Raw genomic sequence first — 22,388 nt, forward strand, 5'->3', positions numbered from 1 at the left:
GCAACTGGATCGGTTGTCAGACGCTCCTCACTTTGTCCGATACGCCTCCACCTCCGTGGTGAACGCAAATGTATTGGGAAACTGCCCCGCGAGCTGGTCGTACCGATCCACATACGTGATACGCAGGTAGCGCGCTTCGGCATCTGGGAAGGTCAGGCCTGCCGTTTCAGCTTTCCCGAGGGTGAAGGTGTGTTTTCCCACTTCGCGGAAGGTCTTGCCATCCGTGCTCACGGAGACGGCCACCGTCTTGGTCGAGCCGACACTCGGCGCACTGACACGCACCAGGTTGATCGCTTGCGCCTTCTTCAGGTCAATCGTGACGTGCTTCGGAAACTTGGCCGAGTCGCTGGTGGCATAGCAGTTTGGCGGAGCCTCCAGCAGGGAGCCGTCCGTCAGGCCGGTGTCCCAGCCGTAAGTGTTCTTGTCGCTGCTTTCCCAGGTGCAGTCGCGCGCCAGATTGTCTCCCAGATCAGGATCGACCGGCCAGTGCGTGTGAAAGGCGGTGGCAGTCAGACCCTCCTTGTTCATGAGATTGTGAATGGCCACCTTGCTCCACGCAAAGCGCGCACGGCGAGGTTGCGGAACCGCCGCCGAAGTGAGGACGACGCTGTCTCCGTCGATCTTTGCCTCCGCCGCGTGGAAGATGCCGTCACGGCCGGCGATCTCAAATTGCGTGAGCGGCTTGCCATCGCGCGAGGCCAGTCCGCCGCCCGTGTGTTCAAACTTCACGCGAATGGATGCACCTTCCACAGCATGGCTGGCATACAGCGGGCCGTTGGGATCGATCTCGGAATGTCCGTAGTTTTTTGCCAGTGCCCACAGGGAAAGACGGCGTGCCACTTCCTTCTTGTGCGCGGGGTGGATGTCTCCCACCTCGCCAATGTCCGAGATGGTGGCCATGCCGGTATTCGGGATCTTCAGGCACTCGCGCTGCGCCTGCCAGAACTGCGGCAGGATCTGCACATCTTCAGCGCCATACTGCCACGGGGCGATCTGCACAAAGTAGAACGGCAGGTCCGGCTGCTGAAACACGCTGCGCCAGGAGGCCAGCAGCGCCTTCGTCTTGTCGGTGTAGCCAAAGCCTTCGTTGTGATTCGACTCGCCCTGGTACCAGATGGCGCCGCGAAAGGCATAGGGCACCAGCGGATGAATCATGGCATTGTATAGCGAGGTCGGCGTGACCTGGTTGGCAGGCAGCGTCGTTGGTTGCGCAGGCTGCTGCGGCACGGCCTGCTTCTGGGACAGGGCGGCACGTGCGGTCTTGGACCAGGCTTCGATGTCGCCGATGTGCTTCTCCTGCGCCGCACGGTAGGCGTCGGTGCCGAGCAGTTTGGAACGGGTGTCTTTCACGAAGTCCTCCAGCGCAGGCACGGCATCAAAGCCCTCGATGCTGGTCCATGGCTCGATGCGTGTGCCGCCCCAAGCGCTGAGAATGATGCCCACGGGCACCTTCAGCTCTTCCTGCAGGCGCAGGCCAAAGTAATAGCCGATGGCCGAAAAGGAAGCGACGCTCTCCGGCGTGCAGCGCGCCCACGCGGCGGGCACCTGGTCCTGCGGAGTCAGCGCCACCGTCTTCGGAATTTCAATGAGGCGCAGACTGGGGTGGTTGGCCTGCGGAATGTCCGCGGTGCTGTCCGGCTTCATCCGCATCTCCCACTCCATGTTGGATTGTCCAGAGGCGAGCCACACTTCACCGACGAGCACATCCTGAATCGTCACGCCGCCCGCTTTCAGCACCTGCGGCTCGGCATTGGCCTTAAGCGGATCCAGCTTCACCATCCACTTGCCGCTCGCGTCTGCCTTGGCTGACTTCTTTTGCCCGGCAAATTCCACGGTGACTTCTTCGCCGGGGGCTGCCTTGCCCCACACCGGCACTGGAAGGTCGCGCTGCAGCACCATGTGGTCAGTGAAGACAGAGGGCATTTGAACGGCCGCATGAGCGGAAGTCAGGACGGCGAGGCAGGCGCAGAGAATCAGCGGTTTCATGGTTGATTCGCGGATTCTGGCAGGCTTGAAGATTTGCGCCACTGAAACGGTGGATTGATTGCGTACTCCTTTTTCCTGCTTGGCATTGCTCCTGGCACCGTTAATCGTTTTTGCTTTCCAATCACCATGCGCACCCTCCTCGCCCTCGCTCTTCTCATTCACTCCGCCACCGCCGCCGAGTGGACCATCTCCACCTTTGCAGGCAACGGCACCGCAGGAGGCAGCGGTGATGGCGGTCAGGCCACTGGGGCGCAGATCGACAATCCCTTCGGCGTGGTGCGCGGCCCGGACGGCGCCATCTGGTTCTGCGAGTACACCGGCCAGCGCATCCGACGCGTGGCGCCAGACGGCACCATCAGCACCATCGCAGGCACCGGTAAAAAGGGCTACAGCGGCGACGGCGGCCCCGCCTTGCAGGCCACCTTCAATCTGCCGCATGAACTCCGCTTCGATGCCAATGGCGATCTCTACGTCGTCGATATGACGAATCACGCCGTGCGCAAGATCGACATGAAGACGAAGATCATCACCACCATCGCGGGAACGGGCGTGGCTGGTTACAGCGGCGATGGCGGCCCTGCGGCAAAGGCGCAGTTCAAGCAACCGCACAGCATTCAGTTTGGTCCGGACGGCAGCCTTTATGTCTGCGACATCGGCAACAATGTCATCCGCAAGATCGACATGAAGACCGGCACCATCAGCACCTTCGCCGGCACCGGCAAACCCGGCGCGACACCGGATGGCTCCCCCATCGCAGGCACTCCGCTCAAAGGCCCGCGCTCGCTCGACTTCGACAAGGACGGCAATCTCTGGCTGGTGACCCGCGAGGGAAATCAGGTCTTCAAATTTGACCTCAAGGCAGGCAAGATTCAGCACGTAGCCGGCACGGGAGCCAAGGGCTTCACCGGCAACGGCGGCCCTGCCAAACTCGCCACTCTCAGCGGCCCCAAAGGCGTGGCCATCGATGCCGCGGGCAATGCCTGGCTGGCCGACACCGAGAGCCACAGCGTGCGCATGATCGATGCGAAAACCGGCAACCTCGAACTCATGGCTGGCACCGGTGAAAAAGGCGACGGCCCCGATGGCGATCCGCTCAAGTGCAAGATGGCACGCCTCCACGGCATCTACTGCGATGCCGACGGCTCCGTCTTCATCGGCGACAGCGAGGCGCACCGCGTGCGTGTGCTGAAGCTCAAGTAATGCCTCTAGGAGCGGTGAAAGGCCGAAATGGAGAGGTTCGCCTGCCGCAGGCGGGAGGCGATCTCGTGCGTCATTTCCTGCAGCAGCGCGATCTTCAGGGCGGGATGGCGCGCATTCAGGCCATCGAACCATTCTTTGGAAATAACCACACACTCCACGGGCTCCATGGCCACGACGTCCGCTGAGCGCGCGGAGCCGTCCAGAAAGGCCATCTCTCCCACGGTCATGCCAGCGGTCAGGACGTCGATGCGTTTGCGCGTCTCCTTGTCCAGGTGGATCTGGACTTCCACATTTCCGCTGACCATGACGAGCATCTCAGTGGCCTTGTCACCAGAGCTGATGATCGTTTGATTGGTCTCATAGCGCCGCCGCTGAAGTTCCTGCTCCAGGAAGGAAATGTCCGAATCCGAGCAGGTGCGAAACAGGGTGCAGGATTTGAGGTTCAGCGGGGCGTGTGGCCGCCACGAGACCCCGGTGACCTCCATCAGCAGGGAGTCCTCGCAATCCTCCAGGGCGGCGTCCATGGAGTTGAAGATTTCATTTTCGGCGATGCCCACGGTGCGCAGGGCGGCCATCAGCCTGCCAGGATGGCAGAAGAGCACGCGCACGCCTTTTTTGGCGAGCCGGGTGCCCAGATTCGCCAGCAGGATGAGGCTGACCGAGTTGGCGTTCACCACGGCGCGCAGATCAAAGATGATGTGCTTGCAGCCGGCGCCCAGCTCGGCGGCATGGCGGATGACTGGTTCAATGGTGGTGAAGGTGAGCCCGCCCTGCAGCTCCATGACCTGGATCATGTCCCCATTGATTCGCAGAATCTCACGCGCCTGCGGCGGCAGTCGGCGGCGGGAGACAACCTCCCCGCCATGATAGGACAGCCGGACAGCGGAAAGCGGTGTCGCTGTGGGATTCAGCATGTGCAGCGCCAGCTCACGCGAGAGGTCCATGCAGACCTTGATGCCGCGGTCGCTGTTGCCCTGCTTGTCCAAAGGCGGAGAGAAGATGCCGATGCCCAGCTGCCCCGGCAGCACGGCCAGAATGCCGCCTCCCACGCCGCTTTTCGCGGGCAGCCCAACCCGGTAGATCCATTCGCCGGACCAGTCATACATGCCGCAGGTGGCCATGACTCCGAGCACATTGTCCACATATTCGGAAGGAATGGCCCGCCTGCGGGTCAGCGGCTGAATGCCCTGGTTGGCCAGTGTGGCTCCCATCAGGGCCAGATCCCGGCAGGTCACCTCCGCAGAGCACTGCTGGAAGTACGTTTCCAGTGTCTCGTCCGGGTCTTCGTCCAGGATGCCGAAGTTCCGCAGCAGCCAGCCAATGGCGCGGTTGCGGTGCCCGGTCCTGCTCTCACTTTGATAGACCTCTTGATTGATGGCCAGGCTCCGGCCGGCGAACCCGCTGAGGTAGTCCATGATGCGTTCGATGCGGTTTTTGCCGTCCTTTTTCAAAATCTGGCCCGCCGTCGCGATCGCACCCGCATTGATCATGGGATTGAACGGAGCGCCGCTGCCTTCGCGCAGACTGATCGCATTGAAAGCTTCACCGGAAGGCTCCACGCCGATGCGCGAGAGGACATGCTCCTCTCCGCGGTCTTCCAGCGCCAGGCCGTAGACCAACGCTTTGGAAATGGACTGAATGGTGAATGTCTGCCTCGTATCCCCCACCTCATAGACGTGACCGTCCCGGGTGGCGATGCAGATGCCAAACCAGCGGGGGTCGGCTTTTGACAGTTCAGGGATGTAATCGGCCACATGGCCTTCCGTGCTGGACGCGTAGCGTGAATGCAGTTGTTCGACGTACTCTTGGATGGGAGAGAGCATCTCATGGGCTAAAGCATTCGCCGTGCCGACTGAGTAAAATTCTGAAAATACAGCAAAGGGCCGAAACGAATTCCCGTTCGAAAGAGCCGTTACGCTCTGTATTGTCATTCACCATCATGACCTCTCTTCGCACCTGCCTTCTCGCCCTTTGCCTGCCCCTCGCCGCTCATGCGGATCAAATCGTTGTCGTAGCAGGTGGCGGGACACAGGATGCCATGGACATCGCCGCCATAGACACCAAGCTCAAGGAACCCTTTGGTACTGCTTTTGATTCCGGCGGCCACCTGTGGATCGTGGAGATGGTCTCCGGCAACCGTCTGCTGCAGGTGGATGGCGGCGGCACCATACAGCATGTGGCGGGGCAGTTGCAGCCCGGAGACAGCGGCGATGGCGGCCCGGCCCTCCGCGCCCAGTTCAACGGACCTCACAATCTCGCCATCCTGCCAGATGACAAGGTGCTGATCGCGGACACTTGGAACGGCCGCGTGAGGGTGGTGGATGTGAAAGCCCGCATCGTCTCCACCCTGGAAGGCTGGCGCGCGCCAGAGGGCAAGGCCAAGGGCAACGGCCCCTACTGCATCACCCTGAATTTTGAAGGGACGAAGCTCTACATTGCCGACCTTCTCCAAGTCCACGAGCTCGATCTGGCTACGCACAAGAGCCGCGTCGTTGCGGGAAATGGTAAAAAAGGCCGCCCGGAAGATGGCGCAGTGGCCGTGGAAGCGCCGCTTTCCGACCCGCGCGCCGTGGCTCCTGACCGCCAGGGGAACATCTACATCCTCGAGCGGGGCGGCAACGCCCTCCGCGTGGTGGACAAGTCTGGCCACATCCGCACGGTCGTGAATGCCAGTGGCAAGAAAGGCGGGGAAGGGGATGGCGGCCCGGCCCTGGAGGCTACCATGAACGGCCCCAAGCACCTCTGCGTGGATGTGGACGACAGCGTGATCATCGCCGACGCCGAAGCCCACCTGGTGCGCCGCTACGTGCCCAAGACCGGAAAGATTGAACGCATCGCCGGCACGGGCAAGTCGGGAAGCACCGGGGCCAACGGAGATCCCCTGCAGTGCCAGCTTTCCCGCCCTCACGGCGTCACCATCAAGCCCGACACCGGAGAGTTGTACATTACCGACAGCTACAACAATCGCGTGCTCAAGATTGTGAAGCAATAAGCGCAGGGGAACGGCAGTTCCGACGTTAGGTGTTTTTCTTCACCCACGAAAAACCGCGCCTCGGGCGGCAGGAACGAATTTTTCTCCACATGCCCTGTGAACAAATGGTGTCTCAACAGCGTCACTTCCTTCACACGCGGGAGCAAAGTGCTTCAAAATTTTCGATTTTGATAGAAACGACCAAAACCCTGCGCAGGGGAAATGTCCCGGTGCTTTAGGCAAATCCCGCATCACGCGGGAAATGAAACCGTGGCTTTTTTGGAAAACAAAATTTGTGGGGTTTCGGGAAAAGAAAACTGTGGCAGTCAACCATAAATGTCGCGGCTTTTCCCGCCCTGTTTCGGTGATATGTGTTCGTAAAACATTCAAAACGAGTGAATTACATGGGTTGTGGAGTTGGCTTAAGGGTTGTGGTTTGGGTTGCAAAAGTCGATCTTAACCGAGTCTCCAAGGTGACGAAATCGTTGGATTCTGCCGCCGTGGAAGGTGTTCCACGATTCAAAAACAAGGGTTCCACGATTGCGGCGCTACGCATCGGGCCGACATTCGATTATGCGTCTATTCTTTAGCCTCTCCATTTACCCACCTTCATAACTGAGAATTCCAATAGGCTGTTAATAACCTGTCAAAAACTGCTCTCTGCGCAGGGAGAAAATGCGAACAAATGGATTCCGCGGGGCTGCAACTGAAAAGTCCTGTTTCACGAAATTTTGGGCAGGCCTGCTAGCGTCCCTCGGCGGCCAGTTTTTCGATCCACTTTCCTAAATCGGGCGGCCGGAACTCCTCCATCTGCGTCAGCAGCGTGTCCGCTGAGGAGGCTGCCAGCAGGCTGGCGGCATGCTCCTGCCGGATGAACCCGCTACGGGTCATGTGGCCGATGAAGTCGATGAGGCCGTCGAAGAAGCCGCCCACATTGAGCAGGCCCACGGGCTTGTCATGAAACGAAAGCTGCAACCAGGTGAGGGTTTCAAACAGCTCGTCCAGCGTGCCAAACCCACCTGGCAGGGCAATAAAGCCATCGCTGAGGTCCACCATGAGCTGCTTGCGCTCGTGCATGCTTTTCACGACGTGCAGCTGGGTGACGCTGCCGTGCCCCAGTTCCTTGTCCATGAGAGACTGCGGGATCACGCCGATCACCTCGCCTTGCTGAGACAGCGCACCGTCCGCCACGGCGCCCATGAGACCGACGTGGCCGCCGCCATACACCAGGCCGATGCCTCTTTGCGCAAGAAATGCGCCCAATGCGTGGGCCGCGGTGCGGTGCAGGGGATCATTTCCTGAGGAGGAGCCACAGTAAACACAGAGTCGGCGCAGTCGGGACATAGAGGCGGACCATGAATGCTTTCCGCCACTGGTGCAAAGGCTTGCGCAACAGGCGGGGTGCTGGCTACGATATAGTCCCGCATGAAACAGACACGCCGCTCCTTCCTCGCCTCTGCCGCCGCCCTGACCGGATGCTCCCTGCTGCCAGGTTCCAGCAAGGGGGACTGGATCGACGCACATGTCCATGTCTGGACGCCGGATGTGGAAAAATATCCTCTCGCCCGCGGTTTTGCCGTCAGCGACATGCGGCCGCCAAGTTTTACCCCCGAGCAGTTGTTTGCCCATTGCAAGCCGGAGGGCGTGAGCCGGATCGTGCTCATCCAGATGAGCTATTACCAGACGGACAACAGCTACATGCTGGACATGATGCGCGCGCACCCCGGGGTGTTCAGCGGTGTGGCCATCGTGGATGAAAACGCGGAGGATGTGGCCGCGACGGTGCGGAGTCTCGTAAAGCGGGGGGTGCGCGGCTTCCGGATCAACCCCGGCAAGGAGAAAAACCTCTCCGCCTGGCTCGGCTCTCCGGGCATGGCGACGCTGTGGAAGACGGCGGCGGAACTAAGAGTGAGCGTCTGCCCCTTGATCAATCCGGACACCCTGCCGCTGCTCGACAAGATGTGCGAATGGTATCCTGAAACCAGCGTTGTGGTGGACCACTTCGCCCGTCTCGGGATGGCGGGACCCGCCAAGCCCGAGGAGGTGCAGGGCCTGCTGCGTCTGGCACGGCATGCCAAAACTCACGTGAAGGCGTCCGCCTTTTATGCGCTCGGAGCCAAAAAAGCGCCCTATTTGGACATGGGGCCGCTCATTCGCCAGGTGCGGGACGCCTTTGGCCCTCAGCGTGTGATGTGGGCCAGCGACTGTCCTTTCCAGGTCGAGCATGGGCATGACTACCACCACTCCATCGCGCTGATCCGTGACCGCCTCGACTTCCTCACTGCCGAAGAAAAGGCCTGGATGCTGCGTGGGACGGCAGAAAAAGTGTTTTTCTCATCGGCGGCCGTCTGACGTCCGCCCCGTGGGTGACTGATCGCAGAAAAGGAGCAGAAAAGATGGCTGCACAGTGGGGCTGGCGGCGCTAATGAAGGGGGCGGAATGCTCCCTTCGCGAGCGCATTCCGGCTTTTTAGCGGCTCATGAACCAGGACATTGCTTTTATCAGCGACATTCACGGCAACCTGCAGGCTTTGGAGGCCGTGGTGGCGGACATCCGTTCCCAGGGAATCTCCGAGTGCATTTGCCTCGGAGACATCGTCGGCTATGGCGGCAACCCGGCGGAGTGCATCGATCTCGTGGGAAATTTCTGCTCCGGCAGCCTGCTCGGAAATCACGACGAATACACTCTCAGCGGCAGAGGCATCGGCGAAGTGAACCTCGAAGTGCGGCAGGCCATCCTTTGGACACGCGAGCAGCTCACGGAGGCCCAGCGTACTTGGTTGCGGGCCTGCCCTTATCACATCGATGGCGGAGATTTCGAGGCCGTGCATTCCTCGCTCCACGACACCGAGACGTGGCCCTACCTGCTGCAGGCTGGAGATGCCGCCCAGCATTTTCAACACCAGGTCAGGCCGGTGTGCTTCGTCGGGCACACGCACCAGCCTAGGATGTGGGTGGAAGGCGAGGATCGGGCGCTGGCGACCACCAGTCTGGAAAACCTGCGCGCAGGTGTGAAGCAGGTCATCAATGTGGGTTCCGTCGGCCAGCCGCGGGATCGCGACGAGCGAGCCTGCTACCTCATTTTCCGCCGCAGCCAAAAGGACGTCTGGTGGCGGCGAGTGGCCTATGACATTGCCGGTGCGCAGCGTGCCATTCATGCGGCGGGATTGCCGGGCAAATTCGCGGCGCGGCTCGCGTGAGCGATAACAGGCTCGACAGAGCACCGGGCTTTCTTCGAGCCAAAGAGTAGATGCACTGCGGCTCGCATGATGTTGCGGGCGTGAAACCTTCGCGACTTTCGTCGGCGAAGAATGGCGGACAGGGAGGGATTCGAACCCTCGGTAGCTGTTTAGGCTACACACGCTTTCCAGGCGTGCTCATTAGACCACTCTGACACCTGTCCAAATTCTTGCTCCGGTCAAAGGAGAGCGCGGATACTGGCGAGTCAAACGAGACAGGCAAGCGATTTTGCCCGCTGTTTTTAAACTCAGTTCGCCGGCTGGTCAGACTTTTTCCACGCATGCACGATATACGTGGACGCGGAGGCTCCCAAAGAGGCGACCGCCTGCTCCTTGGTCAAGGAGGCGGACGTGGAAGTCACGGTCACTTTTTGCGTGCCGGGCTTTTCCCCGGGGACGATCTGGACCTTCGACACGCCCTCCAGTTTGTTGAAGGAGGCGGTCACGTGGTCTTTGCATCCGGCACAGACCATGCCGGTCATTTCAGCAATGTAGTTCACCGGTGCGTCTCCGGCCGCTGCGGGAAACGTGAGGAGAGCCGCGAGGGCAAAAAGAAAAGCGGTGCGTTTCATAGGGGGGCGGTACAAATAGCCGATCACTTTGTTCAGCCAAGTCCAAGTTTGTACGCTTCTGGGCCGTTGGATGGAAAGATTTTCGTGGACGAGGATTTTTTAGTGCTCCCATCCACGTTTTGCCGTGTTAATTGCCACCGACCATGAAACCAACTTATCTTTTGTCCCTGCTCGCCGTCCTGCTGGTCTCGCCTGCCTCAGCCCAAACACCGGCGGCGCCTGGCACCGAGCCCGCTGCAACTGAAACGAAAGTGATCCTGACTCCGGCGCAAACAGAGCACATCCTCAAGGAACTGGAGAAGGTGGAGGCGCAGATCAACAAGGGCAGGGGTTCTGTCTTCTCAGCAGCCATGGCCAAGTTTCGTGAGGGGATGGCCAGCCCGGCGGCGGCACTCTCCCTCTACATGGACTGCTACAAGCTGGAACACTTCGATCGTAAAAACTTGAAGGCGGTGGATTTCAAAGACTGGAGCAGCAGGAATGAGGCTAAGCTGAAGGATGAAGACTTCAGAAAGGCGCTGTGGCTGCAGCTCGAATACCTCGTGCTCACGATTCAGGCCCAGGATGCCGACGATCCCAAGAAGATGGCGCCCATCGTGACCTCGCTGCAGGCTTTCATTGGTAAAGCCATTTCCGCCATTCAGGGCACAACCTCGCATTCTGCCTCGGGCGCGGTAACGGACAAGGATTCCAAGGGCGGGCGCAAGGGCGGCGGCAACGTGCCTGCCGGGGACATCCTGGGCACTCTGCGCCAGTCCGTGGCAGAATCTGATTTTGCCAAGGCTTATTCGTTGGAAGACTTCCTCAAGCGTGAGGAATGGGAATATCAGCCGCTGAATGTGAAGGGGATCTATTCCAATATCATCTTCCCCTATTTTCTTGCGGAGAAACCGACCGAACTGCCTGCGCAGTGGGACAATCGCATCGCTGCAGATGTGGCGATCCGCAAGGCGCTCATGAGCGAAAACGAGTATAACGAGTGGAGCAAGGACGCAGGGCCGCGCATGCTGTGGGAGAAAGACAACTATCTTGTCTCAAACGACGTGAATCCAGTGAACGCTTTGGCGGATATGCTGAAGATCATCCAGGGCTACCCAAGCCACCCTGATGCCCCCAAGTGGCTGAAAGACTTCCGCGCCCTGGTGGAAAAAGTGTCGGAGCCGGTTGTCGTGGACAAGAAATAGCCGCACTGTGGCGGATGTACCGCTGGCTCGCGTCAGTCATTTCCAGCTTTGGTCCGGCGCTGGCAGGACTTGTGTATGCGCTGAAAACCCAGCGCAATCTGCAGGTCCATGCCTTCGCCACTGTGCTGGTGGTGGCTTTGGGGCTGGCCTTGCGCATTGAATCGTGGGAGTGGTGCGCCGTGCTGCTGGCCATCGGCCTGGTCTGCGCAGCGGAGCTGCTGAACACGGCGGTGGAAGTGCTGGCGGACCGCGTGAGCAGGGAGCGAGAGGAACCCATCCGCCGTGCCAAGGACACCGCTGCGGCGGCGGTGCTGCTGGCTGCACTTGCCGCATTCTGCGTGGGCGTGCTGATCTTTGTGCCCCGACTGTGGCGCTTGATCTGAGATTATTCCGCCGCCGCCTTGACGCAGCGGAGCACTCTCCTATGATGCGGCGCTTTCACGCCCCCCCAAAAACCTCACCCTGACTCATTCCGATGGCCATTCTTGTTGAAACCGACACCCGCATTCTTGTTCAAGGCATCACCGGCGATTTCGGTTCCCGCCATGCCAAAGCTTCCATCGAGTATGGCACCCAGCTTGTGGCGGGTGTCACTCCGGGCAAAGGCGGCCAGGTTTTTGAACACGCCGGCAAAAAAGTGCCTGTGTTTGACACCGTGGCGGAAGCCGCGCGTGAAACCGGTGCGACCGTGAGCGTGATCTTCGTGCCCCCTCCTTTCGCGGCCGACGCCATTCTGGAAAGCGTGGATGCCGATCTTGATCTGGCAGTAGCGATCACCGAGGGCATTCCTGTCAACGACATGATCCGGGCCAAAGCCGCCATGAAGGGGCGCAAAACCCGCCTCATTGGTCCAAACTGCCCCGGCCTCGTGACTCCCGGCCGTGGTGAGAAGTCCCATGGCGGATGCCGCATCGGCATCGCTCCAGGTTACATCCACAAGCGTGGCAATGTCGGCGTCGTCAGCCGTTCCGGCACGCTTACCTATGAAGCCGTTTGGCAGCTCACCACCCGCGGTTACGGCCAGAGCACCTGCGTCGGCATCGGCGGAGATCCGGTGAATGGCACGAACCATCTCGACGTCCTCAAGATGTTCAACGACGATCCCGAGACCGAGGCCATCATCATGATCGGAGAAATCGGCGGCAATGCGGAAGTGGAAGCCGGTCGCTGGGCCAAGGATAACTGCAAAAAGCCGATCGCCGCCTTCATCGCCGGCGCCACCGCTCCTCCCGGACGCCGCATGGGCCACGCCGGTGCCATCATCGGCGGCGCAGACGACACCGCTGCCGCGAAGAAGAAGATTCTCGCCGAGTGCGGCATCGCCGTGTCCGACTCTCCCGCCGACATGGCAGCCACGCTGCTCAAGCGCTGGGGCAAGTAAGCCAAGACGGCTGAATGAATCAACGAGCGACAGGCATTCGTGTCTGTCGCTTTTTTCTTTTAGGCCGGGTCATCCGTCGGGTAGGCTGGAGGTCCATAAACGGTGAAGGCAAAAACCGTCTTCTTGCCTTCATTGACGAACCGGTGCTTCGTTCCCGCGGGGATGGTCACGCAGTCATTTTCATGCAGAGTGCGGCGCTCCTCGCCGATTTCCGCTACGACCTCGCCATCGAGAATGAGCACCACCTGATCGCTTTCAGGATGCGTGTTAAGTTCGTCCGAAGTGGCGGCGTCGCTGACCAGTGTCATCGTTGCGGTCTGGCTGCGCCCTGTTGTGACCAGCAGGTGAAATTCCTCCGTTGATTCCCGGATGTTTGAGATATTCATGAGCAAGCTCCTCGATGTGTACCCGCGTTTGCGCGGCATCCAAGAACTCGTGTGAGAACGTTGGCTTGGTCTCAGGAGGAGCGCCCGTGTCTGAATAGGGAGAGGGCAAATGGCAACGATCTACCGTTGTCTTCTCTCTTCACCCGATGTGAATGTCTCTTCTTGCTCAGCTCCAGAAGTGGAACCACTGGTTGAGCCAGAAACGGCTTAAATTTTTGAAATTACCCAGTATGGAGCAAGGCCACGAAGGGGTTTTGCCAACAGTTTTGCCAACACGACGCGGGTGTACGCGGGTGCCGGGAGAGCCGGTTATCGGGTTCCGATAAAGCGATAATTGCCGATGTGGGCAATTGCTCAAAATCGCAAACTGACCTCTGATGCTTGAGCGGTCAGGATGCGCTGATGACTGGCGGGGGGAAGCTGCAGAAGAGGGCGGCTTCGGCGTTGCGGCGGCGGGTGAGGCCGCGGAGGACTTTGCCGTTGCAGCGGTTCCATTTGGCGAATTCGGGGATGGTGCCGAGGTAGTCGCGGCCATTCAGCCGGCGCAGGAGTGCCGATTTCTCGAGGTTGCCGATGCCGACGTTGAAGGCGAAAGACACGAGGGCGCCAAACTGGTTGTCGTTGAGCTCGGCTTTGGGACGAATGAGGAGGAGCTTTTCGACGTCTTTGGCGACGTTGTCGAGATCGACGCGGAGGATGGCGAGGGCTTCGTTTTCGTCGGCGAGTTTGCGGCCTGGTTTGACGGCTCCGCCGGCGATGTCGAAACCGGTGTGGCCGTAGCCAATGGTCCATACGCCTGCCTCATCGCGGTAGGCTTCGAGGTAGAGGCCTTCGAAGCTTCGGACGAGTTCCAAGGTGGCGTTGTTGACCTGGCGTGGCATCGGGTCAGGGAGTCGGCTTGCTGGCGTCCTGGGCGTGAATCAGGCCCCAGCCGGTGGCGATGCCGGCGGCTGCCACAGGGAGGTTGCAGGTGCCCGTTTTGATGATTTCAATGGCGGCACCGATGATGCTCGCGGCGATGGTGAGGATGCCGAGAATGGTGGTTTTCATGGCGTGACGTTTTTGGGCTGTTTCGCGGAGGTTTTGAGGTCGCGCTTGAGTGCGCCGAGTCCGCCGATGACGGCACCGGCTTTGCCTCCCTGGGAGTAGCCGTCAATGCTGCCGAGAGTGATGTCTGCAGCGGTGACGATGGCGTTTTGTTCCTGCGCAGTCAGCGGGCGCGGTGCGCAGCTGGTGAGGGAGACGAGGGAGGTGACGAGCAGGAGGAGAGAGGCAAATTTCATGGCTTCCGGTGGAGCGTGTCAGAGAAGGGTGGAAATCACCCCTTTTTGCGGAGGATGCTGCGAACCGTGAGGATGCCGACGGCGATGCCGATCAGCAGGCTCGTGATGCGCAAAACGGCCTCGATGGTGGAGAGATTGGACATGATGAAACTGGCCAGCCAGGTTCCGCCGCCGAGGAGGCCTTTGGCGATGTCGGTCTGCCGTTCAAAATGGAGGATTTCTTCGCGCGTCATTGCGCGAAGCGGGGCCTGTCAAAGGTCAAGCTGCAGTCGCCACGATTGCGTCAACGCGCTCGGCGGTGAGGATTCCCAAAGTCACGAGCCTATCCAGGCCGGCCTGCACTCGTGCATCGTAAGGTTCCATCGTGCCGCTCCAGGTGTCCAGGGTGCGGCGCATGGCGGCGACTTCCGGGTCGGTGGACAGATCGATTGCCGCCTTTTCGGCGTCGGTGAATGCCGCCATGAAGGCCTGGGTATCCGTCCATTTTTTTGGAAACGTCACCACGTCCCAGCCGCGCAAAACCTGACGCGTTTCGAGGTTCACGGTTTCCGTGGCTCGGGCCACCTGGCCGGCGCTCAGCGCAGGCTGTGGGGCCTGGACCACGTCGAGCACGATGTAGCGAGGATCCAGACCGACGACAGGCTCGTCGTCGGATCTCGGATAAGGCTTCAGTGCTTGCGTCTCGGGATCAAAAAGAAGTTTCATGCTGTTATGAATCTGGAAATTCTCCGGACTGGACCGTGAAGCCGCCGGCACCCCAGCGACCAACATTTTTCGTGATGCGGAGTTCGTCGAGTTTGCCCTTCCCAAAACCTCCAACGACGGGAGAGTACATCAGGTAAATCGTGCTGTTCGCCCCCCACGCGGCATTGGTGCCGCTGTTGACCATCGTGCCATTCAGATAGAGGTAGATGTTGCTGCCGGTGCGTGACACCGCGACGTGCGTCCATTGATTGTAGTAGCCGCTGTAACTGTACGAGCATTGGTTCGCCACTCCGTTGCCAACGTAGAGAACGCCGCTGGAGATCACGACATAACTGCCGCTGGCCTGGCCGATGCCGCACCCGGTGCTGTCGCTGGAGTCCGCCCAAAGCCAGAATTCAATCGTGAAGTCGGTTGAGGTGCCAAACGCCCAGTCGGCGCTGGAAGCGACGGAAACGTAATCGTCCACGCCATCGTGAGAACTGGCGGCAGTGCCGAATTTTGGCGACGTCGTTGAGAGCGACGCTCCATTAAACGCCGTGGACGTCCGGGCGAAAGTGGAGGTGTCCGGATAGGTCGTGCCGCCGTTGGTTCCGTTGCAATGGAGGAGCAGCAAAACGTTGGCAAAGTAAGGATCGGTGGCGCCACCACCGCCGCTGCCGCCGGAATAGAACATCTGAAAGGAGTTCAGATAAACCACACCGGCGGACAACGGGGCGGAAAAACCGAACGCGAGCCAAACACAAGCAATCGATTGAAGGATGAAGCTGAATTTTTTGATCATCGGGTTCCTTTCAGGGTGACTTTCAAACCGGTGCCTGGAACTCCGCTGCCAATCTGATCAACGTTGATCGTGATGACGGCCCTTGCAGCCAAAGAGGTGTCCGAGATCACTCCAGGCACCGCACCGCCCTCACTCGTGGTCGCGCCGGTGGCAATCTGAGGCTTGGTGCTGAAAATGCTCGTTCCTGCCTCTTTCACATCGACGATGATGGGGCTTCCAGTGGGAGCGTCCAGCACATCCAAATACACGGCCGTGAGCGTCATCGCACAGGGCATTTTGAATGTCACCGTTGGGGCTCCCGTTGTAAGCCCGTCAGTTTCGGTGGAACACGGAACGATGATCTCTTCGGGAAGGCCAGTGATGGTGGATGCAGCTTGCGTCCCCGTGTGGTTCGCCCTCGCGAGAGGGTCCGTCGCCAGTTTGCTCAGTGCGATCGCTGCGCTGCTGCTGATGTCCGCATTGACGATCGTTCCGTCGGTGATGTAGGCCGAAGTGACAGAGCTCAAAGCCGCCAGACTGCCAGCATCGCTGATGGTGGAAAGCGTCTGCGTCCCGGTATGGTTAGCCCTCGCGAGAGGGTCAGTCGCCAGTTTGCTCAGTGCGATCGCTGCGCTGCTGCTGATGTCCGCGTTGACGATCGTTCCGTCGGTAATCTGCGAGCTGGTGATGGTGCTGAGTGCCGCCAGTGTGCCGGCATCGCTGATGGTGGAAAGCGTCTGCGTCCCGGTGTGGTTCGCCCGGGCGAGAGGATCGGTGGCCAATTTGCTCAAAGCGATCGAGCCAGACAGCATCGTGTTGGTCACTGCTCCGGTGCCGATCGAAAGCGAGATGGAGCCGCCGCCGTTGGTCACCGTGATTCCGCTTCCGGCGGTCAGGGTGGCTTTGGTGAGAGTGTTGCCGGTGGAGTTGCCAATGAGGAGTTGTCCGTCGGTAAACGAAGTGGCTCCGGTGCCGCCGTTGGCTGCTGGCAACGCGGTGCCGCTGAGGCTGATGGAAATGGTGCCGCTGCTGGTGATCGGCACGCCTGTCACGGAGAGGAAAGTTGGAACGGTGGCGTTGACGCTTGTGACGGTGCCGCTGCCGCCGCTACCGCCTCCGCTGCTGGTGAGAGTGGAACCGGTCAGAGTGAGGCCACTGCCGATGGTGATGCTTTGGGGATTTCCACTGGCATCGGTGCCCCAGAGAGTGCTGTTGGCTTTGGGCCAATATTTCGGCGTCATCGGCCCTTCCGCTTGAGACTTGTAGGGGATGCTGAAATCGCCGACGGATTGAGCTGCGGCGAAGGCCGCATGAAGTACGAGCAGAGTGATGAGCTTGAGGCGCATGGTTCGGAAAAGGAGTGGAGTGTCAGAGATTGGCCTGTCCGAGATCCAGAAGCGTGGCGCTGCCTTTGTAGATGCCGGCGGCGTTGTAGAAATGGACGTAGGAGCCATCGTCGCTGAGACGCTGCTGCAGCACGTTGCCGATGTTGGTGAGGAGCTGGGTGCGCTCCATGGAGGTCAAAACAGCATCGATGTCGATGCGTGGGGCGCGTTCGGTGAGCCAGGCGGATTGAACGGAGCCGTTGACGTCGGGCGCTCCTTCGTCTCCGCGGGCTGGACCGTTGATGATGACAAGATCGAAGGGGAGAGATTTGCGGGGTGCGTCCTCGCCTGGGACGGTGAATTCAACCTGGGCGCTGAGGATGAATTCGGGCTTCGATTTGATGAGATATCGGAGCTGCTCTGAGTCCGCGAGCGTCTTGAGGCTGTACGTGGTCTGGCCGGAGGTGTGATCCCACGCTGAATCGAGCAGGACGGTCTCGGCGTCCAGGCCGTTAGGAGAACGGCAGACGAGGCGGCCGGTGCTTCCTTCATCGAGTTCGATCGCGGCGTCCTCGTCATCGAAAAACGTGTTGGTGAGTTCGAGCGTGGTGCCGAGGATCGCGGCGATGCGCGGCGCCGGACCTTGGGTGAGCGTGCGTCGAAGCTCGCCCGTTCCGGCATTGATGAAGAGGGGAATGGCTTTCATGCGGTGCGTTTAGGGTGTCAGCAGGGCGGCGGCTTCGAGCTGGGTGAGGATGGAGTTCTGCTTCGTGATCGTGGCGTTGAGCTTGGTGGCCAGGGCGTTGAGCTTGCCGGCGACTTCCGTGTTGGAGTAGCTGCCGCTGAGTGTGACGGCCGTGTCGGCGTCCGCAGTGAGGTGGGAGAGTGTGACGCCCGTCTTGATGGCAAACTTGGTGTCGCTTTCCGTCTTGGTGTAATATGCGGGCAAACCGGTGCCGGTGGCGGGGGCGTTGGGGATCTGATCGTTGATCAGTGTGACGGCTGTCTGCAGGAGAGTGACGGGAGAGCCGGCGATCTGCGCGGAGATCTCGAGCACGGTGCTGACGCTGGCCTCTCCGGAGAGGAGCTGCTCGATGCCGGCGGTGTTCAGCGAGAGATCTCCCTCGACGCCAACGGGGCCCATCAAACCGGCGGCGCTGGCGGTGATGTCTCCCTGGTTGTCGGTGAGACTGCCCTGGAAGGTGACGACGTAGGTTGGGAATGATCCGGTGACGATGGCGTTGTTGGCGCCGACGCTGGAGAGGGCCTGAAAGGCGCTCTGCAGATCGGCCGCGCTGATGTTGTAGGCGAGTGCGACGGTGGTCTTGCCGCCAAAAGTGAGGGTGAAGGTGCCGCCGTGCGTGGTGGGATCGAGAGCGATCTGCTGGATCTCGGGCACTCCGGATGCACCGTTCTGCAGCGTGGAAAGCGTGATGCCGGGCGATGCGATCGCCGTGAAAGTCTGAGCCAGGGCTGCGGGCTGGCGATCAATGACGAGGACCTGGATTTCGGGAGTGCCGGCATCTCCGGCGCGGGCCTCGTAGTTTTGGATCGTGGAGAGGGGATAGAGCAGGTCTGCATTTCCCGTGATGTCCGCACGCGATCCATTGGAGCGGAAAACGACCTGGTAGGGCCCGGAGTCGGGACCGGTGACGTCCACACCGCCGGCACTGGTGATGGAGGTCAGGGCATTGAGCGCGGTCTGCAATGCGGCCGCGGTGATGTTGTAGGCGAGCGGCGCGGTCGTGTTGGCTCCAAAGGTCAGGGTGAAGGTGCCGAGCGTGGGCGATGCACCGACGGGGCCAAGGCCGAAATAGAGGGACGTGGGGAGCGAGACGTAACGCCACGGCCGCGTGGGATCTCCGCCGATGTTTGGCTCCACTCCGATGATGCGGAGGTGCACCGTGTCTCCCTGCACGAAAGGACGGGGAAGGATTTCGAGGTTGCTGAAAAAATCCCGGATCAACCGACGGTTCGGGACGTCGATCACAAAGTTGAGCGTGTTTGCCGCCATGGATCAGGGCGGCGTGTCAGACGCACACCTCAGACGCCTTCCGCGGGGATGTTGTAGTAATGCAGGAAGGCCTCTTTCTGCGTGCCGGTGGTGGCGGTGTAGCTGAAGGAGGTGACGACGCCTGGGAGCATGTCGGTGGTGTAGTCGGAAAAGGACGTGGCACCCGTGGCGATGATGGTGATTTTGTCGCGAATGACGATCTGCCAGGGCATGGCACGTCCGGCGGTTTCGATGCGGACTTCATTCGTGCTTCCACCACTGCCCGCTCGTGCGAAGCCGGCAGCCGGCCAGGTGAAACCGATGGACCATGAACTCCATCCAGAATCGATCGTGCCACCGCTGTTAAACGTGGTGATGGTGCGTGTCCGCGTCCACACCTTGAGGTTGGCGCCGTTGGGGTCAGGATACTTCGGCCGCGATGGAGGCGGCGATGTACCAAAGGGGGTGCCGGAGCTGCGCCAGATCATGCACGTGCGTAAGAGAGGAGCGTCGCATTGGCGCCATTGTCGTAGAGAGCGACGTTGATGCTGGCGGAGAAGAAAGAGGCTGCGGGCTTTCTGGCAGTGATGGTGTTGAACTGCAGGTACTTCACCGAGTCGGTGTCGGCGGGTGTGCTTGTGGCTGTTTCAATCGTCACGCTGGTGAGCGAGTACGCACTGAGAAAGCTGGTCAAATAAGTGACGCTGAACGTCATCTTAAAATAGACTTTGAAGTTGCCACCGTGATCGGTCAGATCGAGTGCGCCGACGGCGACATTGTCCAGCGCCACGCCGCCGAGCGTGGGCATTTTGGTGCCGACGAGTCCGGGCATGACTTTGCCGGCATTGGTGATCTTGAACGGAGTGGAGACCGAAAACACCTGACGCTTCTGCCGCCATTCGAGCGCAGTGCCTCCGGGGAGCCGACGCTGTCCGAAGGCTCCGCCGCGGGCGGGCCTGGCTCCCTCGACGGCGCTGACGAGCCGCCGTTGGAACGGATTGCCCGGGCGAATCAAGGGGTTGGAGCTCGTGTTCATCGCGTGACTCGATCAGTAGATCTTGCGATTCCATCCGGAAGGTCCGGAACCGAGGACCTGGTGCGTGACCTGAAAGACGTTTCCGATCTGGCGATACGGCATGCCCAGGAGGAGGAAGTTTTTCACGTTGGGCGGGGCGACCAGGTTCGGGATGTTCCAGGTGTAGAGATTGCCCACGTCGTTCAGATCCGGCACAAAGTGCGTGTAGAAGCTGAGGTTCACCATCACGCTCGGGACGATGTAGCTCTTCACGCCGCAGAGGGAGTTCGTGGGATCGGTGAAGCCGACAAACTCGCCCGTCTCGGTGTCGAAGTACGCACCGTTGAGCGGATCGTCCGGCGTGCCGGCGAAGTCGGTGAAATTTGGGTGCGTTTCGATGGGGTCCTGGCCGCTGCCGCCCGGGTGCTCGATGAAAAACGGCGTGGGATCTGCAGCGACGCCGATGTAACTCAGCGTGGCTTTAATCTTGCTCGCCTTCATGTAGGTGATCTCCCGCTTGTAGCAGGTCAGGCGGAAGTCGAAGGGATGCAACGTGCCGACGGCAGGCACGGAGAGCGCATAGGCGCGGTCTCCTTCGTAGCACGCGGTGCCGGTGAGGAGGCCGTTTTCGTCCTCGCTGACGTTGGCGTCTGGCTGCAGCGTGAGATTGGGCGATCCGTGTTTGATCAACATCGCGTGGGGGCGGGTGTCAGAAAGGATTAGCCTTGGGCGATGGCATGCCGCCCTCTCCGCCGGTGGAGGACGTATTGGCGGCGATCTGCTGAAGCAGGCTGGTGTGCCGGCGCGCCTCGGAGAGAGCCGGATCTGTCCCGACGTAGGTGCGGCCACCACCGCCGATCGCTGCGAGGGAAGATGCGATGACGGAACGAGGTCCACCTTTTTTGCCGCCTTCGCCCTCCATCTCTTTGGCCGCGGCGGCGATCTCGTCGTTGAGCTTCAGAGCTTCGAGTTTCTTTTCGGCACGGGATTTGGCGTCGGGATCGTTGGCGGCGGCATCGTTGAGTTCTTTCTGCTGACGCTTCAGCTCGCGAATGCGCTCGAGCGGATTCATTTTCGCCAGGCGCTGCTTGTTGGCCTCCTCGGCGAGATCGGCCTCGGCCTTGGCTCCTTCCATGTTTTTCTGGTGCTGCTCCTTCTCGGCGGCTTCGATCTGGTCGTCGAGCTTGAGTACTTCGAGCTTCTTTTCGATGGAGGCCTGGGTGCCGGGATCGGCGTCCGCCTGCTTGTTGAGCTCGTCCTGCTGACGCTTCAGCTCGGCGATGCGCTGCGCGGGGTCCATCTTTTCGAGCTTGCGCTTGTTTTGCGCGTCTTCGAGCTGCTGCTTTTTCTTCATGCCCTCGGCTTCAGCGGCTTCGATCTGCTGCTGAAGTTCGAGGACGCGTTTGGCTTCCTGCAGGTGCTCGACATCTCCTTTGCTTTTGTCCTGGGCGGCGGCGGCATGCTGGGCTTGCTCGCGTTTGAGATCGGCAATCTTTTGCTCCGCCGTCATGCGCGATCGCGCGAGGTCGAGCATCTCTTGATCGAGATCCTTGGCGGCGGCTTCGGCTTTCTTCTTTTCATCGGCGGCCTGCTTTGCCTGTTCGCCCTGGGCGTCGAAATCCTTTTTCTTTCCGCCTCCGGTGGGAGTCTGGTCGATAAACGGCTCGATGTTCTTTTGGTAATTCTCCATGAAGGAGCCGTTTCCGGTGACCGTCTGCCAGGCGGCAGCGGCGGCGGCGCCGAGATGTCCGAGCAGGCCGATGACAGAGCCGAGGGCTTCTTTTGCCCGCATGTGAAAGCCGTCGATGGCATCGTCGAGCTTGGCCATGGCGCTGACAGTCGTGTTGCCGACGGTGGGCACATCGTTCATGAGCTTTTTGAGCTGATCGACGCCCTGGGAGAGCATGATCATCATGTCCGCGCCTTTGGGGCCGAGCAGGTCCATGAGGGCGAGCATCTTCGCCTGCGAGCCGTTGCAGTCCTCGTAGGCCTGCGCAAGCATGATGAGCTTCTCTTCGGTGCCGGCATTGGCAAAGGCGGTGGCGTTGATGCCGACGGCGGCGAATTTGTCTGCGCTCTCCGCCGCGGCGAGCGTCATCTTGGAGAGGTTCTTGACGATGAATTCGAGATCCGAGCCGGAGAGTTTGGCGGCATTTCCGACACGCTGAATGGTGACAGCGGATTCTCCGAGCCGGTCGGCGAAGTCCTGCACGCGGGCCATCTCGGAAATGAAGTTGGTGACGAAGGCGGAAACGGCACCGAAGGCGAAAGCGCCGGCGATGGTGCCATTGATGTCGGAGCCCCATTTTTTCGTCTGGGCGCGCATTTCATCGAGCCCGCGTCGGAAGGGGCTGGTGATGATGCCAATCGTTGCGCTGAGGGATGCCAT

Annotated in this window: 25 protein-coding genes and 1 tRNA gene; 7 read left to right on the forward strand and 19 right to left on the reverse strand. The window is 60.5% G+C overall.

The genetic code is table 11. The features are described 5' to 3' along the window. Nucleotides 1–27 precede the first annotated feature (27 nt). Nucleotides 28–1,986: a sialate O-acetylesterase gene (locus ACILSO_RS04885; RefSeq protein ID WP_395736250.1), complete on the reverse strand. Its 1,959-nt coding sequence runs from the start codon at nucleotides 1,984–1,986 to the stop codon at nucleotides 28–30. Between the two features lie 126 nt (nucleotides 1,987–2,112). Here ACILSO_RS04885 and ACILSO_RS04890 point away from each other — a divergent pair, with 126 nt between their 5' ends. After that, the gene (locus tag ACILSO_RS04890; RefSeq protein ID WP_395736251.1) at nucleotides 2,113–3,186 is read left to right on the forward strand and encodes a beta-propeller fold lactonase family protein; all 1,074 of its coding nucleotides are present in this window, start codon (nucleotides 2,113–2,115) and stop codon (nucleotides 3,184–3,186) included. Between the two features lie 5 nt (nucleotides 3,187–3,191). On the opposite strand, the gene glsA is transcribed toward ACILSO_RS04890, so the two are convergent. Further along, a complete protein-coding gene (gene glsA / locus ACILSO_RS04895) occupies nucleotides 3,192–5,009 on the reverse strand; it encodes a glutaminase A (RefSeq protein WP_395736252.1) in 1,818 nt (605 codons plus the stop codon). Between the two features lie 116 nt (nucleotides 5,010–5,125). Here glsA and ACILSO_RS04900 point away from each other — a divergent pair, with 116 nt between their 5' ends. After that, nucleotides 5,126–6,178, forward strand: a complete 1,053-nt coding sequence (locus ACILSO_RS04900; protein WP_395736253.1) for a hypothetical protein — start codon at nucleotides 5,126–5,128, stop codon at nucleotides 6,176–6,178. 723 nt (nucleotides 6,179–6,901) lie between these two features. On the opposite strand, the gene ACILSO_RS04905 is transcribed toward ACILSO_RS04900, so the two are convergent. After that, nucleotides 6,902–7,492 carry a TIGR00730 family Rossman fold protein gene (locus ACILSO_RS04905; protein WP_395736507.1) on the reverse strand — a complete coding sequence of 197 codons (591 nt, stop codon included), beginning with the start codon at nucleotides 7,490–7,492 and terminating at the stop codon, nucleotides 6,902–6,904. A gap of 90 nt (nucleotides 7,493–7,582) precedes the next feature. On the opposite strand from ACILSO_RS04905, the gene ACILSO_RS04910 reads away from it, so the two are divergent. Next, nucleotides 7,583–8,509, forward strand: coding sequence for an amidohydrolase family protein (locus ACILSO_RS04910; protein WP_395736254.1), 927 nt, complete (start codon nucleotides 7,583–7,585; stop codon nucleotides 8,507–8,509). Between the two features lie 127 nt (nucleotides 8,510–8,636). Continuing rightward, complete coding sequence (locus ACILSO_RS04915; RefSeq protein WP_395736255.1) at nucleotides 8,637–9,356, forward strand: metallophosphoesterase family protein; 720 nt, start codon at nucleotides 8,637–8,639, stop codon at nucleotides 9,354–9,356. 112 nt (nucleotides 9,357–9,468) lie between these two features. Here the strand turns inward: ACILSO_RS04915 and ACILSO_RS04920 are convergent. Together ACILSO_RS04920 and ACILSO_RS04925 are read right to left on the reverse strand one after the other, a co-directional pair. Further along, nucleotides 9,469–9,559, reverse strand: a tRNA-Ser gene (locus tag ACILSO_RS04920). 84 nt (nucleotides 9,560–9,643) lie between these two features. Continuing rightward, complete coding sequence (locus ACILSO_RS04925) at nucleotides 9,644–9,967, reverse strand: heavy-metal-associated domain-containing protein (RefSeq protein ID WP_395736256.1); 324 nt, start codon at nucleotides 9,965–9,967, stop codon at nucleotides 9,644–9,646. Between the two features lie 143 nt (nucleotides 9,968–10,110). On the opposite strand from ACILSO_RS04925, the gene ACILSO_RS04930 reads away from it, so the two are divergent. The 3 genes from ACILSO_RS04930 (at nucleotide 10,111) to sucD (ending at nucleotide 12,532) form a co-directional block, all read left to right on the forward strand. After that, nucleotides 10,111–11,151, forward strand: a complete 1,041-nt coding sequence (locus ACILSO_RS04930) for a hypothetical protein (protein ID WP_395736257.1) — start codon at nucleotides 10,111–10,113, stop codon at nucleotides 11,149–11,151. Nucleotides 11,152–11,165: 14 nt separating this feature from the next. Continuing rightward, entirely contained in the window at nucleotides 11,166–11,534 is a 369-nt protein-coding gene (locus tag ACILSO_RS04935; protein ID WP_395736258.1) for a diacylglycerol kinase family protein, read from the forward strand. 92 nt (nucleotides 11,535–11,626) lie between these two features. Continuing rightward, the gene (gene sucD, locus ACILSO_RS04940; protein WP_395736259.1) at nucleotides 11,627–12,532 is read left to right on the forward strand and encodes a succinate--CoA ligase subunit alpha; all 906 of its coding nucleotides are present in this window, start codon (nucleotides 11,627–11,629) and stop codon (nucleotides 12,530–12,532) included. A 59-nt stretch (nucleotides 12,533–12,591) separates the two neighbouring features. On the opposite strand, the gene ACILSO_RS04945 is transcribed toward sucD, so the two are convergent. From ACILSO_RS04945 to ACILSO_RS05010, 14 genes are all read right to left on the reverse strand, one after another. After that, on the reverse strand, nucleotides 12,592–12,918 hold the full coding sequence (locus tag ACILSO_RS04945; protein WP_395736260.1) for a cupin domain-containing protein: 327 nt from the start codon (nucleotides 12,916–12,918) through the stop codon (nucleotides 12,592–12,594). Nucleotides 12,919–13,307: 389 nt separating this feature from the next. Beyond that, the gene (locus tag ACILSO_RS04950; RefSeq protein WP_395736261.1) at nucleotides 13,308–13,799 is read right to left on the reverse strand and encodes a lysozyme; all 492 of its coding nucleotides are present in this window, start codon (nucleotides 13,797–13,799) and stop codon (nucleotides 13,308–13,310) included. 4 nt (nucleotides 13,800–13,803) lie between these two features. Continuing rightward, nucleotides 13,804–13,968: a hypothetical protein gene (locus ACILSO_RS04955; protein ID WP_395736262.1), complete on the reverse strand. Its 165-nt coding sequence runs from the start codon at nucleotides 13,966–13,968 to the stop codon at nucleotides 13,804–13,806. Then, on the reverse strand, nucleotides 13,965–14,201 hold the full coding sequence (locus ACILSO_RS04960) for a hypothetical protein (protein ID WP_395736263.1): 237 nt from the start codon (nucleotides 14,199–14,201) through the stop codon (nucleotides 13,965–13,967). The genes ACILSO_RS04955 and ACILSO_RS04960 overlap by 4 nt, the downstream gene beginning before the upstream one ends. A 35-nt stretch (nucleotides 14,202–14,236) precedes the next feature. Further along, nucleotides 14,237–14,434, reverse strand: coding sequence for a hypothetical protein (locus ACILSO_RS04965; protein WP_395736264.1), 198 nt, complete (start codon nucleotides 14,432–14,434; stop codon nucleotides 14,237–14,239). A 25-nt stretch (nucleotides 14,435–14,459) separates the two neighbouring features. Continuing rightward, nucleotides 14,460–14,906, reverse strand: coding sequence for a hypothetical protein (locus ACILSO_RS04970; protein WP_395736265.1), 447 nt, complete (start codon nucleotides 14,904–14,906; stop codon nucleotides 14,460–14,462). A 4-nt stretch (nucleotides 14,907–14,910) separates the two neighbouring features. Beyond that, nucleotides 14,911–15,687 carry a LamG domain-containing protein gene (locus ACILSO_RS04975; RefSeq protein WP_395736266.1) on the reverse strand — a complete coding sequence of 259 codons (777 nt, stop codon included), beginning with the start codon at nucleotides 15,685–15,687 and terminating at the stop codon, nucleotides 14,911–14,913. Further along, nucleotides 15,684–17,012 carry a hypothetical protein gene (locus ACILSO_RS04980; RefSeq protein ID WP_395736267.1) on the reverse strand — a complete coding sequence of 443 codons (1,329 nt, stop codon included), beginning with the start codon at nucleotides 17,010–17,012 and terminating at the stop codon, nucleotides 15,684–15,686. The genes ACILSO_RS04975 and ACILSO_RS04980 overlap by 4 nt, the downstream gene beginning before the upstream one ends. Before the next feature lie 22 nt (nucleotides 17,013–17,034). Further along, nucleotides 17,035–17,697: a hypothetical protein gene (locus ACILSO_RS04985; RefSeq protein ID WP_395736268.1), complete on the reverse strand. Its 663-nt coding sequence runs from the start codon at nucleotides 17,695–17,697 to the stop codon at nucleotides 17,035–17,037. Nucleotides 17,698–17,706: 9 nt separating this feature from the next. Then, on the reverse strand, nucleotides 17,707–19,005 hold the full coding sequence (locus tag ACILSO_RS04990; RefSeq protein ID WP_395736269.1) for a hypothetical protein: 1,299 nt from the start codon (nucleotides 19,003–19,005) through the stop codon (nucleotides 17,707–17,709). 29 nt (nucleotides 19,006–19,034) lie between these two features. Continuing rightward, the gene (locus tag ACILSO_RS04995; protein WP_395736270.1) at nucleotides 19,035–19,472 is read right to left on the reverse strand and encodes a hypothetical protein; all 438 of its coding nucleotides are present in this window, start codon (nucleotides 19,470–19,472) and stop codon (nucleotides 19,035–19,037) included. Continuing rightward, entirely contained in the window at nucleotides 19,469–20,020 is a 552-nt protein-coding gene (locus ACILSO_RS05000) for a hypothetical protein (protein ID WP_395736271.1), read from the reverse strand. The genes ACILSO_RS04995 and ACILSO_RS05000 overlap by 4 nt, the downstream gene beginning before the upstream one ends. Nucleotides 20,021–20,032: 12 nt before the next feature. Next, nucleotides 20,033–20,692: a hypothetical protein gene (locus ACILSO_RS05005; protein ID WP_395736272.1), complete on the reverse strand. Its 660-nt coding sequence runs from the start codon at nucleotides 20,690–20,692 to the stop codon at nucleotides 20,033–20,035. A gap of 16 nt (nucleotides 20,693–20,708) precedes the next feature. Next, complete coding sequence (locus tag ACILSO_RS05010; RefSeq protein WP_395736273.1) at nucleotides 20,709–22,388, reverse strand: hypothetical protein; 1,680 nt, start codon at nucleotides 22,386–22,388, stop codon at nucleotides 20,709–20,711.

Origin of the sequence: Prosthecobacter sp., assembly GCF_044226605.1 — a bacterium.
In the GTDB taxonomy this organism is placed as follows: Bacteria; Verrucomicrobiota; Verrucomicrobiia; order Verrucomicrobiales; family Verrucomicrobiaceae; genus Prosthecobacter.